A 16,999-nucleotide genomic window follows, 5' to 3' on the forward strand; every position below is an offset into this window, starting at 1 on the left:
TGTGTAAATGCATAGATAGAAATCGACTGAAAAAAAATATTGAGGAGTCATGCTGAGTGGTTAAGCGTATTGCAATGACAATGTTATGTGTCGCAAGTTTATCAGGATGCGCCAGTTTTATTTCCGGCGGTACAGGCACAGCGCCTGTAGGCACAGAAAGCGGTGCGCGTTCTTTAGGTCAGGTTTTTATTGATTCTTCAATTGTTAGAACAGCAAAAATTAATTTATATAAATTGGATTCGCGCTTTAAGCAGGCTCGTGTCAACATCGACAGTTTTCATGGCAATGTGCTGCTGACGGGGCAGGTTCCCGATGAGCACCTCAAGCAGTTGGCCGAAGACAATGTTAAAGCCATGAGTGATGTGAAAAGCATTCACAACTTTATTACTGTCGGCAATCAGATCAACTATAACACCATTATGCAAGATACGGCTGTAACAGCGAATACTCGCGGGCTGATTATGAAAGCGCCCGTAGTTTCGGACAGCAAAGTCAATATTCATACCGAAGATGGCGTCCTGTATGTCATGGGGCGTTTGAATACGGCTGAAATTAATGATTTGAATCAGGTGCTGCAGCAAGTGGGCAATGTGACCAAAATCGTGACTTTGGTGGATAATATTGATCAGGGCCTTCCGCCAGCCTCAACTGCGTCAAGCTTTTCAGCACCGATGGTCAATGGCGCTGTAGAAGCGCAAACGCCCGTTGCTATAGACCCGGATACAGCTGAACCGAATAATGCACCTTAATGTGAAAAGCTGGAAAAAGCAGCTCCATCAGAAAATTGAACTTGCGAAATTCATGTATCGGAATTTCCGCATTTATGACTTTGGCAGTTATGCATTAAACCGGTTAACGCCAAAGCAGGGCTATACCGTACAGCATAATGTGCCGTATGGCCTGAAAGCGCGCCACCGGCTTGATTTATACCGAAGCAGCGCGCCGCGCCAGCAGCGCCCGCTGATTGTTTTTGTGCATGGCGGGGCATGGATGCATGGGGATAAAAAGGATTACAGCTTTATCGGTGAAGCTTTTGCCAAAGAAGGCTTTGATGTGGCGGTGATTAACTACCATCTTGCGCCTAAGCATATCTTTCCAAGTTACATTGATGATTTGAGCCTGGCGCTGAATTTTCTCAGCCAGTCACAGCAAAAACTGCAGATAGCCGCCGAAAACATTGTGCTGATGGGGCATTCTGCAGGCGCATTCAATGTGATGTCGGCTCTGTATAATCCGCACCCGTATCCGCTGCAAAGCAAGGATAAGATTCGGGCGATTATCGGTTTAGCTGGACCCTATCATTTTGATTATAAGGGCGACCCGCTTTGCGCCGATGCCTTTGATCAGAACCTGCCGTATCAGCAGGTAATGCCGTACTATTTTGTGGAGCAAAATTCCATTAAGCATTATTTGTTTACAGCAGCCAATGACAACATTGTCGGGCACAGCAACAGCATGGATTTTGATGCCAAGCTGCGGGAGCGGGGCAATTACAGTCAGCTGATTTCTGTGCCGCGGGTTGGGCATATTACGATGATTGGTTCTGTTTCCAGTTTGTTTAGCCGTTTTTTTAGCACTAAAACAGCTATTATGCGCGCCTTGGACGATGCATTAAAATAATCGGCTGAAACGCGTTTGGCTGTAGCTTAAAGCCAAGCCTGCGTATCATCCGCAACAGCCGTGCCATGAATCGCATGCATGATCATGGCATGCGCAATACTGCCTTTAAATGGAATTTCCGGCAGCTGATCAAATTTAAAGAAGGCGGCATCACTGATTTCTTCGGGCTGCAGTTTAATTTCACCCGCAGCGTATTCTGCTTCAAACGCGATCATTAAATTGCTTGGAAAAGGCCAGGGCTGACTGGCCAGATATTGAATATTTTGCAGCGTCAAGCCGACTTCCTCCAGCGTCTCCCGCCGTACAGCATCTTCCAGCGTTTCTCCAACTTCAATAAAGCCAGCAATTAAGCCGTACATTTCGCTGTTTTTATTGCGGGCATTTTTGGCCAGCAAAATTTCATCTTGGCCGCGGGTAATCACCGTAATGACGCAGGGATTGACACGTGGATATTGATGATAGCCGCAGGAAGGGCAAACCATGGCATATTCACTGGCGTGAACATCGGTTTTATGTCCGCAGTGGCTGCAGAATTTATGGTTGCGGCGCCATTCTAAAAGCTGAATAGCGCGGCTGGCCTGTTCAAACTCTTTGATATTCCAAAGCTGGAGCAATTGGCGGATCGGTACGAGCTGCAAGCCGTCAGGGATAGGCTCATGATCCAGAAGGTCACGGGCAATCACTTGATCACCCGAGCTGATCAGCAAATCGCTTGCCAGGCTTTCAACTTGAGGAAGCTGATAATGTTCATCGACTAACAGCTGCTGCTGTTTGAAAATATAGGCAAGCGAGAGTGTGGTCATTAGGCTGCAGATTTCAGTTTATCACTGCTTTCCAATGCTACCTTAAACATCGTGTGCAATACAGGCAATTTGTTCTTTAAATTGTCGATCAGCATGTCTGCGCTCGCCAGCGTATCTAAAACATGGTTAATGTTTTGCGTGTCTATCGCATCGGTTGCATCCATGCGGCTTTGCAGGAAAGACGCGGCAGCATTCAGCGCATCTCGGCCTGTCTCAGCATTCAAGAACAGCAAGGCGCCGCCAATTTCGCGCAATTGTGAAGGAATTGTCTGCAATAGGGCAGGATCTTGATCTTTTACAAACTGAACTAAAGTCTGGCTGGCTGCATCAATCAAAAGCTTAGTTTCATTCAGCAGCGCTTCATGCGCTTCGTCTAAGCGGTCTAATGAAATGTTCATGTTGTTGACACGCAGCTGCAGACGGCTTGAAGTGTGGTGACGTTCCAGTACGCCAATCGAATTCATGGCAGATAAAATGCAGTTCATCAGCTGCTGCGCAAAATTTTCATCTTTCAAAATTTCTGTTTGGTTTAAGGATGCGGCTTGGCGAGTCAGATCATTATGCGCTTCGTTCAAGTTCAGCACTTTGAAAATATTGCCCAGCTGAAGCAGTTTAGCTTGCAGTTCCTGAGTTTTTTCAGGTGTCATATTCTGATAGTTGAACTCAATATCATTGCGGATTTGCGTCATTTCAGCAGTGACTAAATCACTGATGGTATGCATGGTGTCAAAATCAGGGCCATACAAATGACGGCTGAAGACTTGAAGCTGGATATCAGTCAGCAGGTCGTCCCCAATATTCAATTTGCCGCGGATATGCTGCGACACTTCATCTTCTTGGCTGATGCAGAGGCTGAGCACATTCGCAATATCCGCAAGCGATGCTTTATAGCGTTCAGGCGCGCTGAAATATTGCGCCATATTGCGTTCAATGCTGATGAAGGTGCGCAGGCGGGGTTCGCTAAGCAGCAAATGGTCAAGTTGATTAAACGCGTTAAAAACCAGGTTCCAGTACTGCTTGCTTGGGTGCTTTTCAGACAGGCCTGCTAAATATGCGCCCGCCAGCTTAATGGCTTGCAGGTCAGATTCAGTTTCTTCCTGCTTCAGCAGCTTGTTTAAAGCCAGTTTATACAGTCGGTGCACATATTTTGATTTTTCCAAAGCCGGCGCTTGAGGCAAATCAAAATCTGGGGTGATTGAGTCGAGCAGGGTCTCGATATGCTGGCCCTCAGAAGTCAGCGGCTTACCTAATGACAATTCTAGACGGTTGAGCGTATCTAATAAGAATTGCGGAATTTTGACTTCACGCAAGCAGATGAATTCGATATAGCGTTTCAGCATGGTGGTGCCTTCGCTGAGCGCAATGACATCTGTTGAGTTAATGATGGCAGGATTCCCCATGATCTTGCGCATTAATTCTGCAGAATATTGTGCAATTTTAGCAAGGCTGGACATATCAATCAGCGCCAGAACCTGTGAGCATTGCTCGAATTGATTGAGCGCATCGTCAATGCCGAAAGGCAAAGTTTGGTCTTCCACTAAGGTGCTGACTGCTGATTCGACTAACTTGATCGAGTTATCAACCTCATTTTTTATTATCAGCAATGCCGTTGGATCAAAATGAATAGAGGTTTGGTAGGACATGGATCTGCACCTTTCCTAGGGTTTTATCTTGTTTGTGAACCGCCTTGTTCAGGCGGGCCATCTTTTGTTTTACTATAGCGTAAGTTTTAATGGTTTAAATACAAAAAGTAACACGGAATTCAGATTTTATTTTGCGAAAAGGCAAGGTGTTCCATGTTTTTCTTCAAATTGTTTGACCCAATTCTCATGCTCAGCTAATTCCTCTTCGCTTGGCATAATGGCAGGCAGCTCAATTTGCACAGCCTGTCTGGACGCATTGCCTTGAGCGCTTTCAGAATGAGTCAGGGCGTCGATGTCAAATGAAACCTGCCCGCCAGTCATGGCTAAATAAACATCGGACAGGATTTCCGCATCCAGCAAGGCGCCGTGGAAAGTACGGTCACGCTGCGGAATTTCATAGCGGCGAACCAGCGCATCCAGCGAGTTTTTTTGCCCAGGGTGCTTGGCTTTTGCCATGCTTAACGTATCGGTCACTTCGCAGACATTCGACAGCGCGCCAAAGCCGGCGCGGGTGAACTCCATATTTAAGAAGTTCATATCGAAGGTTGCGTTATGCGCAATAATTTCTGCACCTTTTAAGTACTCGTATAAAGCCTCGGCAATTTCTGCATACAGCGGCTTGTCTTTTAAAAAGTCATCGCTGATGCCGTGAATATTTTCAGATTCGCCCACAGGCTTTTGCGGGTTGATATAAATATGAATGGAACTGCCGGTCAGCTTGCGGTTAATCATTTCGATTGCGCCGACTTCAATAATGCGGTCGCTGTCCTGGAAATAAAAACCGGTGGTTTCGGTATCCAGAATCAGCTGGCGCGGGCCTTGCAGGTCCAATGTGGCGGGTGTAATGACGACTGCAGGATGAATCGGCGCGTTTGATGCCTGCTTTGCAGGAATTCTGCTTGCGTCTGCAGGAACAGCCTCGTCCAGCGCATCTTCAGCCCATGTGTTGATCGGCGCATCACCCGCTGCGTCCGTTGATTCCGCATCGTGCATTTCATCTTCGGAATATTCTTCTTCGTCATCCGAGGCATCCAATCCAAAAGGATCATTCAAGAGCCAGTCAGATTCCGCTTTTTTTTTAGTTTCGACGGCATTGCCGTTTTTTAACTGGGCTGCGGTTTCTTCTGCGCCTTGGTTGGCCAACTGATCCGCCATTTCATTGCCGGCGTGGCCTGCATGGCCTTTAATCCAGTTCCACTCAATCTCACGGCCTTGGCATACAGCATCCAGTTTTTTCCAAAGGTCAGGATTTTTGACATCTTTCCAGTTTTTCTTTTTCCAGCCGTGAATCCATTCTGTAATGCCTTGCTTGACATAGTTGGAATCTGTCCAAATGATCAGTTTGGCATCCATTGGGCAAAACAGCACACCTTCAATCGCTGCAGTCAGCTCCATGCGGTTATTGGTGGTTTCCGCTTCGCCGCCGCAAATTTTATGCTCTGCAGATTCTGTAATAATGTATGCACCCCATCCGCCTAAACCGGGATTGCCCTTGCAGGCGCCATCGACATAAAGCGTGATTGTTTGTGACATAAATATGAATCCGGAAAGTTAAGGCTGAGTTCAAGGGAGTATTGTATAACGCAATTGCAAATGAGGAAGCGATATCACGACGTTTTTTTAATTTCTTGTAACATTTATACTCGAAACACGTTAAATTAACGCCTTGTGTCTGAGTGGCGCTTCACTACAATGGCATATCTAAAAAATAAATTTTATACGAGTTGTTTGGATTTTTTATGTATAAACCAACCACGATCTGGTGTCAGCCTACTTTCCCGTCATTATTCAAAATTACAGTACTGGGTTCAGCGTTAGCTGCTTTAGGCTTAACGGGCTGTTCATCTACTTCCAGCACAACACATGGGTCGAAGTCGAAAATGGTTGGTTCATCGGGCTATTTGGATGCCAATAGCTTAGATGGTTTGGAAGATTTGCTTTCTGCAACAGATATGCGGGCAGTGGAAGGCGACCGCCTGCAAGTTTTAAAGCATGGCGATGTGTGGAAGCGCATGACTGTTGGCTTTAAAATGGATTTAAACCATTGGGATACCCGCATTGAAGCGCAGCGCGGCTGGTTTGCCTCCCGTCAGCCCTATATTGACCGGTTGAGCGCGCGCGCATCGCGTTATCTGTATCACACTGTAAAAGAAGCGGAGCGCCGCGGCATGCCGACCGAGTTGGCATTGCTTCCTGTGATCGAAAGTTCTTATGATCCTGCAGCAACTTCAAGCGCCGCCGCCGCTGGCCTTTGGCAGTTTATTCCAAGCACTGGGCGTATTTATGGCTTAAAGCAGACCAGTATGTACGATGGGCGCCGTGATGTGGTGGAATCTACACGGGCCGCTTATGAATTTTTAGGCAGTTTGTATAATCAGTTTGGTTCTTGGGAATTGGCGCTGGCATCTTATAATGCAGGCCCAGGCCGCATTCAGCAGGCAATTAACCGCAATAAAGCTGCCGGTTTGCCGACCGATTACTGGTCTTTAAAATTGCCGCAGGAAACCATGAACTATGTGCCGCGGTTTTTGGCGGTCGCGCAGATTATTAAAAATCCGGACGCTTATGGCGTAAGTTTGCCGCCCATTGCCAACCGCCCTCATTTCCGTGAAGTGATGGTTGGGCCTGCCAGCCTAGATGAGGTTTCTTCTGTTACAGGCTTAAGCCGTTCAGAACTATATGCATTAAATCCTGGGCACCGCGGTGAAGTGATTGACACGGGCAGCCCGATGAAAATTTTAATTCCCGCTGACATCAGCCCATCGGTAGATGCAAAGCTGAAAAAGATGAAATCGTCTGCGGGCGGCTACTGGGCGGGCGGTTTTAGCCAGGACTTGCCTAAAAATAATGTCACTATTGCACCTTCGCGTGAAACACCGCCGGCCTTAAATACTAAAACGGTTGTCCCTTCAATATCTGTACCGCCAGTGTTGGCATCTGCTAAGACGCCGGCAGTGGCTGTGAAGCCGGCTGTGGCGGTATCCAGCAATAGCGCTTTGGGGCGCCCGCAAGCGCAGACGCCAAGAGGTTCTGATGCTTTAGCTGCCTTCGCATCCAGTACGAATATCCCCAGCGCGCCGCGTATTCCTGTTGCCGTGACACCGGCAGCGCCAGTTAAAGCCGTGTCTGCAGAACCGCCATTGTCAGCAAAAGAGCGCGAACAAATCATGGCGGCGATTAAGGCTGAGGGCGAAACCAAAACAGTTGATGAAGTGCTGAAACCTGTTGCGACGAAAGCGGAACAGGATGAAGTGGTTCAAGAGCTGACCGCTTTAGCGCCTAAAGGCACTGAAATTGTTGATCCCTATGACGGTAAAATTAAGCTGACCGCAATTCAAACCAGCCAATCTATTGCCGACCAGCAGGGTAAAGAGCTGACCAAAGGCTTTGCTTATCCGAAAAGCGTCGCTGAAAATACCCGTCCGGACTCTGATGAGGCGAAGCGGAATTTAGGCAAAAACTACATCAAAACAGATTCAGAAGTGGTCGTGGTTGCGCCAAAAGGGAAACGCAGCACCTATACCGTTCAGTCTGGCGATACGCTGGCGGTGATCGCCATGAAAAACGGCGTGAACTGGCGTGATATTGCCAAGTGGAACCAAATGGATGCGGATTCTAAGCTGTTTGTTGGAACCGTGATCTATTTATACGATGCGAAACCGGCCGCGCAGCAGGAAGAATCAAAGTCAAAAGTTCAGCCAGAAAATTATGTCGTGAAAGCCAATGACAGTTTAACAGGTGTTGCCAGCCAATTTGGCTTATCGGTGAAGCAGCTGGCGGATTTCAATAATATCAGCACGACCAGCGGCTTAATTGTGGGGCAGAAGCTTTCGCTGAAAGAAACAGCCGCATCGAAGGCGAAACTTGAAGCCGACAGCAAAAAAGCCGAGGCTGAGAAAAAAGCCCTTAAAGTGCCTACCAAGAATTATACCGTAAAACGCGGCGAGTATTTGAAACTGATTGCCGACCGCTATGCACTGTCTAATCAGGAATTGGCGGATTTGACTTCGGGCTTAACTGCATTCAGCAACCTGATGGCGGGTCAAAAAATTAATGTGCCGCTGAATGATGTGGAATCTGTTTCCAGCAGCAATGCAAAGCCGGCGGCAAAAGCGGAACCTAAGGCCGAAGCGAAATTTGAACCAAGCTATAAAACAGAAAGCTACAGCGTACAGCGCGGCGATACGCTGTATAGCGTTGCCGCTCAATCTAAAATCAGCGTGTCTGAATTGGCGGAAATCAACAATATTGCAGCCAATACCGGCCTTCGCGCTGGCCAGTCCCTGAAAGTGCCCGCCATCAAGAAAACGCCTGAACAGTATGTGGTGCAACCGGGCGATACGCTTTCTGCACTTGCTGGCCGTTATGATTTAACCATTGATTATATTGCGAATGTCAACGGCATTAACCGCAATAACGGCCTGCGTGTTGGGCAAAAGCTTCAGCTGACCGGTGATGCGCCTGAAGAAAAGGCGGAAGTTAAACCTGCCATGAAAGCTGAAGCCAAATCATCATCCAAAAATGACAAAGCCAGTTCTGGCCTTGTTCAGGAAACGCATACAGTGAAATCGGGAGAAACCCTGACTTCTATTGCGCAAAAATACCATTTGCAGCTGAATTATCTGGCGGATCTGAATAATTTGAGCCGCACCAGTTCTGTCCGCATTGGCCAAAAATTAAAAATAGCCGGCGACTTGCCGGAAGCGGAGAAAAGCGCAGCGCCTGCAGCGGCAAAACCGGCGCCAGCACCTTCGCGCAGCACAGAAAGCTATACCGTAAAAGCAGGCGAGTCTTTGAATTCGATTGCCGGCCGTACGGGGCTAGGTGTTTCTGAACTGGCGGATATGAACAGTTTAAGTGCGCGCGCCGGTTTGCGCGTCGGGCAAAAAATTCAGATTCCAAAAACCATTACGGAATACCGCATTAAACGCGGCGATACGCTGATTGGCTTGGCAAGCCGTTATGGCATGGAGAGCGGCGCTTTGGCTGAATTAAACAATCTGCAGCCTTCTGCATCATTGCGTATCGGTGACGTCATTAAAGTACCGAACTAAAGCCAAACACACAGCAGGGAGCAATGTGAACAGTTTATTCGTCAAGGTTTATCCTTATGTGCTGGCTTTAGGAACTGCAGTGCTGCCGCAAGGGGTCTGGGCTGCGCTGCAGACCACACCTTTCATTGCGGTGCACAGTGCGCCGAAATATGCCTCTTTGGCAATCATGCCCTATGCCAATATAAAGGCGCCAAAAGGCGGTTATTTGAGTACGGCCAGCAATGGCACCTTTGATAATTTGAACAGCATGAACGGCAAAGGCAGTTCAGTCGATGGGGTCAATTATCTGTTCGATTCATTGATGAGCAGTTCCCTGGATGAACCGGGAGTAATGTATCCGCTGCTGGCGACAAGTGTCACCTTTGACCCGCATAAAACGGCTTATGTCATTTTTCATTTAAATCCAAAAGCCAAATTCAGTGACGGTTCGGCCGTGACTGCAGATGATGTGAAATACAGTTTTGATGCCTATCAAACCAAGTCAAACCCTGGCCTGCAAATGTATCTGGCCGATTTAACCAAGACCGAAGTGCTGTCTAAACATCAGGTCAAAATGAGTTTTAAATCGGACAATAATGCGGAAATGCCGCTGATTTTGTCGCAAATGCCCATTTACTCAAAAAAGGACTGGGCGAAAAAAGATTTTACCCGTGTGACGTTGCAGCCGATCTTGGGTTCAGGGCCGTATTTAATTGACCGGATTGATGCGGGGCGCAGCATCAGCTATAAACGCAATCCCAATTATTGGGGCAAAGATTTGCCGGTCAATAAAGGCCGCTATAATTTTGACCGCTTGAAATACGTCTATTACCGCAGTTTAGATATTGCTTTTGAAGGCTTTAAGTCTGGGCAGTACACGCTGCATGAGGAATATACGGCAAGAAAATGGGTGACGGAATATAATTTTCCTGCAGTGAAAGCCGGCATGGTGGTGAAATACCGCTTTAAGCACAGCAACCCGATTGCCACGCAAAGTTTTGTATTCAACACCCGCCGCAATCCCTTTCAAGATATCCGCCTGCGTCAGGCGCTAACCTATGCCTATGATTTTGAGTGGCAGAATAAAGCGCTGTTTTATGGCCAATACACGCGTTTGCAAAGCTATTTTGCCAATAGTGAACTGGAAGCGAAAGGCATGCCGTCTGCCGGCGAGCGGGCTATACTGAATCCGCTGCTGGCCAAATTAGATCCTGTTCAGCGTGCAGGTGTGCTGAAAAACTGGCAGTATCCAGTGTCAGATGGCAGCGGCTTTAACCGCAATAATTTATTACAGGCCAGACAGCTGCTGATTCAAGCCGGCTATAAATATAAGAATGGCCAATTAATGGATCATAAAGGGCAGCCAATACAAATTGAATTTCTCATTCATCAGGACGGCTTGCAGCGGACATTGATGCCTTTTGTGCGCAATATGAAACGTTTAGGCATTCAGGTGAATGTGCGTCAAGTGGATGTGCCGCAGTATATTGAGCGCATGCGGAGCAAAGATTTTGATATGACCACCAGTGTCATGCCGCAGTCTTTAAGTCCCGGCAATGAGCAGGCGCAGTTTTGGGGGAGCGCTTCCGCCGATCAGGATGGCAACTATAACTATGCAGGCATTAAAAATCCTGCTATTGATGCCATGATAGAGCAGGTGATTCGGGCCCCTGACCGCCAAGCGTTGGTGACCAGCACTCGTGCTTTGGACCGATTGCTCCGCGCTGGGTACTATCAGATTCCAACTTACGGCAAAGGCGAAAACTGGCTGGCGTATTGGAACATGTACAAACAGCCTGCGGTCAAGCCCAAACTGTCCACTGGCATTGATTACTGGTGGAGCGATGCCGCACAGGCCAATAAAGTTGCCAATTATCTGCGCAAGCAATAAGCCCAAAATAAAAGGAAAACAGGATGGGCACATATATTTTAAAACGCTTGTTATTGATTATCCCAACACTGTTAATTATTTTGCTGATTAACTTCGTGGTGATTCAAATCGCTCCGGGCGGGCCTGTCGAGCAAGCCATCCAGCAGGCCGAAGCTTTTCAAGGCATGGGAACGGCGGGCGGCGGGGAAACGGCTCAGAGCGGAAGCAAGTATCAAGGCGCGAAAGGCCTCAGTGAAGACATGGTGCAGAAGATCGAAGCCCAATATGGTTTCGATAAACCCGCGCATGAACGCTTTTGGCAAATGCTGAAAGGCTACGCCACTTTGGATTTTGGCACCAGTTTCTTTAAAGATAAGCCGGTGACCCAATTGCTGTGGGAAAAAATGCCTGTATCGCTGTCTTTGGGCCTGTGGAGTACCTTGCTGATTTATCTGGTGTCGATTCCGCTGGGAATTAAAAAAGCCCGTCAGCACGGCCTGCTATTTGATAAAGCCACCTCTTTGCTGCTGGCGGTTGGCTACGCTATTCCGGCTTTTGCATTTGCGATTTTACTGATTGTATTTTTTGCTGGCGGATCGTATTTCCAATGGTTTCCATTGCAGGGCATGGTGTCAGAAAATTTTGCTGAACTGAGCGCCTTTGGAAAAGCTGCTGATTATTTCTGGCATATGACGCTGCCATTATTGGCCATGGTGATCGGCGGCTTTGCAGGGCTGACCTATTTGACCAAATACTCTTTTATGGAAGAGCTGAACAAGCAATATGTTCTGGCTGCGCGCTCCAAAGGCTTAACGGAATCACGCGTGCTGTATGGGCATGTATTCCGCAATGCGATGCTGATTGTGATTGCGGGTTTGCCCGAAGCGCTGATAGGCATTTTCTTTGTGGGCAATTTATTCATTGAAATTATTTTTAATTTAGACGGTTTAGGGCTGCTGGGGTTTGAAGCCATTGTGCAGCGGGATTATCCCGTGATTTTCGGAACCTTGTTCATTTTTACCTTGCTGGGCTTAATTTTACGGTTAATCAGTGACGTGCTGTATCAGGTCATTGATCCGCGCATCAACTTTGAATCACGGGGAGCGAAATAATGTCCCCGATTATGCAGGCGCGTTTAAAGCGCTTTAAAGAAAATAAACTAGGCTTTGGCTGCTTTATTTTGTTCAGCATTATTTTTCTGCTGTCTTTAGGCGCGGAACTGATTGCCAATGACAAGCCGCTGCTGGTGAAATACGGCAGCAGCCTTTATCTGCCCGCATTTAAAAATTATCCTGAAACGGCCTTTGGCGGGGTATTTGAAACCGAAGCGGATTATAAAGACCCGGCTGTGCAGCAGCTGATTAATGAAAAAGGCTGGGCGCTGTGGCCAATCAACCATTTTTCTTATCAAACACCAAATCTTGATTTAGCAGTGCCTGTGCCTTCAGCGCCGACAGCACAGAACTGGCTGGGCACCGATGATCAGGGGCGGGATGTGCTGGCGCGTATTCTCTATGGCCTTCGCGTGTCATTGCTGTTTGGTTTTGCTTTGACTTTGGCCTCAGCTGTTTTGGGAATCGCTGTCGGTGCGGTTCAAGGCTATTACGGCGGCTGGATTGACTTGATTGGCCAGCGTATTCTGGAAGTGTGGGGCGGCTTGCCCATGCTGTTCATGGTGATGATTTTGGTCAGCATGTTTACGCCAAGCGTGTACTGGCTGTTTGCCATTATGCTGCTGTTTGGCTGGCCCGCCTTAGTTGGACTGGTTCGGGCTGAATTTTTGCGCGCGCGCAATTTTGACTATGTGCGGGCCGCGCGCAGCCTGGGCGCTACAGACCGGGCCATTATTTTCCGCCATATTTTACCGAATGCCATGAGTTCAAGCCTATCTCAGCTGCCTTTCATGCTGACGGCAAATATTACCGCGCTGACGGCGCTGGACTTTTTAGGTTACGGCCTGCCGCCGGATGCCGCTTCACTGGGTGAGCTGCTGCTGCAGGGCAAAAATAATTTAAATGCGCCGTGGCTTGCGCTGTCTGGCTTTTTTACTTTAGCGATTGTACTGTCATTGCTGATCTATATTGGGGAGGCAGCGCGCGATGCATTCGATCCAAGACGTCAATAATACATCGTCAGATACCGCTGCAGATTCTGCTGCGAATGCGGTGCTCCGCGTGCATCAGCTGCGGATAGATCATGATGATGATGCGCAGCCGCTGGTGCAAGGCCTCAGTTTTGAGCTGCATGCAGGTGAAACGCTGGCGATAGTCGGTGAAAGCGGTTCAGGCAAATCCATCAGCAGTTTGGCCTTGCTGGGCCTGCTGCCGAAAACGCTGCGGGTGTCTGGGCAGGCGCTCATCAGCGGTCAAAACCTTCTGGCGATGACTCAGGCGCAGCTCCGCTGCATTCGCGGTGAAAAGATCGCCATGATCTTTCAGGAGCCGATGACCGCGCTGAATCCGCTGCACCGTGTCGAAAAAATCATTGGCGAAAGCCTGCTGCTTCGCGGCTGGTCTAAAGCCAAAACCCGTGAGCGGGTGATTCAATTGCTGAATGATGTCGGCATTCCAGAGCCTGAGGAAAAAATAAAGCGTTATCCGCATGAACTGTCCGGCGGGCAGCGCCAGCGGGTGATGATTGCGATGGCTTTGGCTTTGGATCCTGACATTTTAATTGCCGATGAACCGACCACAGCTTTGGATGTCACGCTGCAGGCGCAAATTTTAAACTTGCTGCAATCGCTGCAGCAAAGCCGGAAAATGGCCATGATCCTGATCAGCCATGACCTGAATCTGGTGCGCAAATATGCCGATCAGGTGATTGTGATGCATCAGGGCCAAGCGGTTGAGCAGGGCAATGCAGCGCAAATTTTCAATGCGCCTGCGCAGGCATATACCCAAGATCTGCTCAATCATGATTTTGGCGAAGCGTTAACGCTGAATCCGCAGCCGGCTGTCCTCGAACTGGTCAATGTGGGTGTGAAGTTTCCGATCAAGCAAGGCCTGCTGAATCGGGTCAAAGATTATGTTGTGGCGGTTGAGCCTTTGAGCATGGTGCTGCAGCAGGGGCAGTCAATCGGCATTGTGGGCGAAAGCGGTTCCGGCAAGAGTTCGCTGGCTTTGGCGGTTTCGCGCTTAATAGACAGTGATGGGCAAATTTTGCTGCTGGGACAGGATTTAAATCAGCTGAATGAAAAACAGCTGCGCCCTTTGCGCAGTCATTTTCAAATTGTGTTTCAAGATCCGTTCAGCAGCTTAAACCCGCGTTTAAATGTGGAACAGACCCTCAGTGAGGGTTTGGCGCTCAAGAATATTTCTAAAAACGACATTCAGCAGCGCATTGATGAGGCTTTGCAGAAAGTTGAACTGCCGGTGTCTTTTAAACAGCGCTATCCGCATGAACTGTCTGGCGGCCAGCGGCAGCGCATTGCCTTGGCGCGGGCTTTGGTGCTGCAGCCGAAAGTGCTGATTCTGGATGAACCGACTTCTGCGCTTGACCGTACCACGCAGCGCGCAATTGTGCGCCTGCTTCGGCGTCTGCAGCAAGAATATGGGATGAGTTATCTGTTTATCAGTCATGACTTGAAAGTGGTGAAAGCGCTCTGCCAAAAAGTGCTGGTGCTCCGCCGCGCCAAAATGGTGGAATTTCAGGATACAGAGGCTTTGTTTACACAGCCGCAAACGGAATATACGCAAAAGCTGATTGAAGCCAGCCAATACTGATCCTTACAGGAATGATTTGACAATATTAATTGTCTATATGCTATTGACGCCATGCAGAATATGTTTAGAGTAAAAGCACTATTTAAAAAATAACGGAAACGACATGAGCCATCTTGCAGAACCGATTCAAATCCGCGGGGCACAATTTAAAAACCGGATTATTAAAGGCGCAATGAGTGAAGCGCTGGCGAATGTTCAGGGCCAGCCGAATCATCTGCATTATGGCCTGTATGAAGCATGGGCGAAAGGCGGCTTAGGCTGCGCGATTACTGGCAATGTCATGGTGGATATCCGCGCTAAAAATGAACCGGGCGTCGTGGCGATTGAATCTGAACGCGATTTGGCTTTGCTTAAGCAATGGGCTGATATCGGCAAAAAGCATGGCATGGTGCAATTGGTGCAGCTGTCGCATCCGGGCCGCCAGTGTCCAAAAGGCCTGAATAAAGAAACCGTAGCGCCGTCTGCTGTGCCGTTCAGCCCAATGCTGGCAACAACCTTCGGCACGCCGCGCGCGCTGCGTGAAGATGAAATTAAAGACATTATTCAGCGTTTTGCCGCGGCAGCCGCAGTATGTGAAAAAGCGGGCTTTGAAGGTGTGCAGCTGCATGGCGCGCATGGTTATCTTATCAGCCAGTTTTTATCGCCCCTGACCAATCTGCGTACCGATCAATGGGGCGGTTCAATAGAAAACCGCATGCGCTTTTTATTGGAAATTTATCACGCGGTGCGCGCTGCCACATCAGACCGCTTCATTATTGCGGTAAAACTGAATTCCGCCGATTTCCAGCGCGGGGGCATTACCGAAGAAGATGTGATTACTGTATTTAAGGCTATTGATGCAGCTGGCATTGACTTGATTGAAGTGTCGGGAGGAACGTATGAAGCGCCAGCCATGGCGGGTGCTAAAGAAGAGAAGCGTCAAGCATCGACGATTGCCCGCGAAGCCTACTTTTTGGATTTTGCCGATAAAATTCGCAAGGAAGTGAAATGCCATTTGATGGTGACGGGCGGCTTCCGTACGGTGCAAGGCATGAACGCAGCGCTGGACAGCGGTGCATGCGAGTTTGTCGGCATTGCGCGTCCATTTGCGGTAGAAACGGCATTGGCAGATCGTCTGCTGGCCGGGCAGGATGTGCGGTATGGCGTAGATAAAATTAAAACCGGCATTCCAATGGTCGATAAAATGGCGATTATGGAAATTATTTGGTATGCGGCGCAGTTCAAGGCTATTGGCGAAGGTAAGCAGCCAAATCCTAAACTGTCGCCATTAAAAGTGTTTTTTAAATACTTAAAAGGCAATTTGACGGCGGTGATTAAAGGCCGTGTGAATTCGCGCAAATCGGCTTAATGGGAAATGCGTCAGCGTTATTGCGTGATTTGCCAATAGCGCTGAAACTCTTCAGCCGACCAGCGGCCTTTTTGCAGTGCAGATTGAAAGGCCGGCCTGCTTTTAATTTGTTTTAAGTACTGTTCTAAAGCAGGGTAATCCGAAAATTGCGGATAGGCATATGTGCAAGCCTGCAGCGGAAACCATAGCAGAATATCGGCCATGCTGAACTGGTTTCCTGCCAGCCAAGTGCTTTGCTGTAAATGGCTGACCAGCATCCGCAATTGTTTTTGAAGCTCAGGGTTTAAATAGCCTTGATTGAATGCTGCTTTAAATGCAAGGCTGACAAAGCGCACCGGCCAAGGGGTTTGCTGTGTAATCTGTGTAAAAACCTGTTTTAAGGCCAAGTTAGGCATAAAGCCGGCATCTGCAAAATTTTTATAAAAACAGAAATTCCAATAACTGCTGTCCGCAGGCTGTACCATGATTTTTTGTTCAAGCTGGCATAAATATTCTGCAACTGCGCTGCTTTCAGTCAGTGTCTGAGATTGGCTGTTCTGTTCAATGTGCAGGGTCGGGAACTTCATCTGTCTGTTCGGCTTATCTGCTGTGTTCTTACTGTAAATAATCAAATCATAATTGAGATTTAATTCTTCCAGCAGCCAAAGGATGCGCTGTGAGCGCGAATTAGGCAGGTGATGCAAAGTGATGTTCATGCGGTTTTATAATGATTGTGTTTAGGCTGTTTTTGAATATATAGGAATTTGAAAACATTATGCAGCGCCTCTGATCAGGTTGGCTGAAAATAGAGGCAATAAAAAAGCCCAAGGCTTAAATGCTTGAGCTTTTTTATGAGATGAAATTTTGATAAATCTCAATCTCGAATATGGCGTCCCTACGGGGATTCGAACCCCGGTTACCGCCGTGAAAGGGCGATGTCCTAGGCCTCTAGACGATAGGGACAGTACAGAAGTTAAATTT

The 16,999-nt window shown here is 48.2% G+C and carries 12 protein-coding genes and 1 tRNA gene; 8 read left to right on the forward strand and 5 right to left on the reverse strand.

Annotation, left to right across the window (positions count from 1 at the left end):
* The first annotated feature begins 56 nt into the window (after positions 1-56).
* Both F941_RS04720 and F941_RS04725 read left to right on the forward strand, forming a co-directional pair.
* Entirely contained in the window at positions 57-749 is a 693-nt protein-coding gene (locus tag F941_RS04720; protein ID WP_005008412.1) for a BON domain-containing protein, read from the forward strand.
* The gene (locus tag F941_RS04725; protein WP_005008414.1) at positions 739-1,620 is read left to right on the forward strand and encodes an alpha/beta hydrolase; all 882 of its coding nucleotides are present in this window, start codon (positions 739-741) and stop codon (positions 1,618-1,620) included. The genes F941_RS04720 and F941_RS04725 overlap by 11 nt, the downstream gene beginning before the upstream one ends.
* A 26-nt stretch (positions 1,621-1,646) precedes the next feature.
* Here the strand turns inward: F941_RS04725 and nudC are convergent, their stop codons facing one another.
* From nudC to dnaQ, 3 genes are all read right to left on the reverse strand, one after another.
* Entirely contained in the window at positions 1,647-2,423 is a 777-nt protein-coding gene (gene nudC, locus F941_RS04730; protein ID WP_005008416.1) for an NAD(+) diphosphatase, read from the reverse strand.
* Positions 2,423-4,066 (reverse strand): hypothetical protein, encoded by a 1,644-nt coding sequence (locus F941_RS04735; protein WP_005008418.1) that lies wholly within the window; start codon positions 4,064-4,066, stop codon positions 2,423-2,425. Before F941_RS04735 ends, nudC begins: the two co-directional genes overlap by 1 nt.
* A gap of 126 nt (positions 4,067-4,192) precedes the next feature.
* Complete coding sequence (dnaQ, locus tag F941_RS04740) at positions 4,193-5,599, reverse strand: DNA polymerase III subunit epsilon (RefSeq protein WP_005008425.1); 1,407 nt, start codon at positions 5,597-5,599, stop codon at positions 4,193-4,195.
* A 206-nt stretch (positions 5,600-5,805) separates the two neighbouring features.
* Between dnaQ and F941_RS04745 the strand changes: the two genes are divergently transcribed.
* The 6 genes from F941_RS04745 (at position 5,806) to F941_RS04770 (ending at position 16,039) form a co-directional block, all read left to right on the forward strand.
* Entirely contained in the window at positions 5,806-9,120 is a 3,315-nt protein-coding gene (locus F941_RS04745) for a LysM peptidoglycan-binding domain-containing protein (protein WP_005008427.1), read from the forward strand.
* Between the two features lie 25 nt (positions 9,121-9,145).
* Positions 9,146-10,990: an extracellular solute-binding protein gene (locus F941_RS04750; RefSeq protein WP_005008429.1), complete on the forward strand. Its 1,845-nt coding sequence runs from the start codon at positions 9,146-9,148 to the stop codon at positions 10,988-10,990.
* A 23-nt stretch (positions 10,991-11,013) separates the two neighbouring features.
* A complete protein-coding gene (locus tag F941_RS04755) occupies positions 11,014-12,081 on the forward strand; it encodes a microcin C ABC transporter permease YejB (protein WP_005008431.1) in 1,068 nt (355 codons plus the stop codon).
* A complete protein-coding gene (locus F941_RS04760; protein WP_005008433.1) occupies positions 12,081-13,094 on the forward strand; it encodes an ABC transporter permease in 1,014 nt (337 codons plus the stop codon). Before F941_RS04755 ends, F941_RS04760 begins: the two co-directional genes overlap by 1 nt.
* Complete coding sequence (locus tag F941_RS04765; RefSeq protein ID WP_005008436.1) at positions 13,069-14,691, forward strand: ABC transporter ATP-binding protein; 1,623 nt, start codon at positions 13,069-13,071, stop codon at positions 14,689-14,691. The genes F941_RS04760 and F941_RS04765 overlap by 26 nt, the downstream gene beginning before the upstream one ends.
* 103 nt (positions 14,692-14,794) lie before the next feature.
* Entirely contained in the window at positions 14,795-16,039 is a 1,245-nt protein-coding gene (locus F941_RS04770; RefSeq protein ID WP_005008438.1) for an NADH:flavin oxidoreductase/NADH oxidase family protein, read from the forward strand.
* Between the two features lie 17 nt (positions 16,040-16,056).
* On the opposite strand, the gene F941_RS04775 is transcribed toward F941_RS04770, so the two are convergent.
* Entirely contained in the window at positions 16,057-16,734 is a 678-nt protein-coding gene (locus F941_RS04775; RefSeq protein ID WP_005008439.1) for a glutathione binding-like protein, read from the reverse strand.
* A gap of 171 nt (positions 16,735-16,905) precedes the next feature.
* A tRNA-Glu gene (locus tag F941_RS04780) sits at positions 16,906-16,981 on the reverse strand.
* Positions 16,982-16,999: the final 18 nt, after the last annotated feature.

It is taken from the genome of Acinetobacter bouvetii DSM 14964 = CIP 107468 (assembly GCF_000368865.1).
In the GTDB taxonomy this organism is placed as follows: Bacteria; Pseudomonadota; Gammaproteobacteria; order Pseudomonadales; family Moraxellaceae; genus Acinetobacter; species Acinetobacter bouvetii.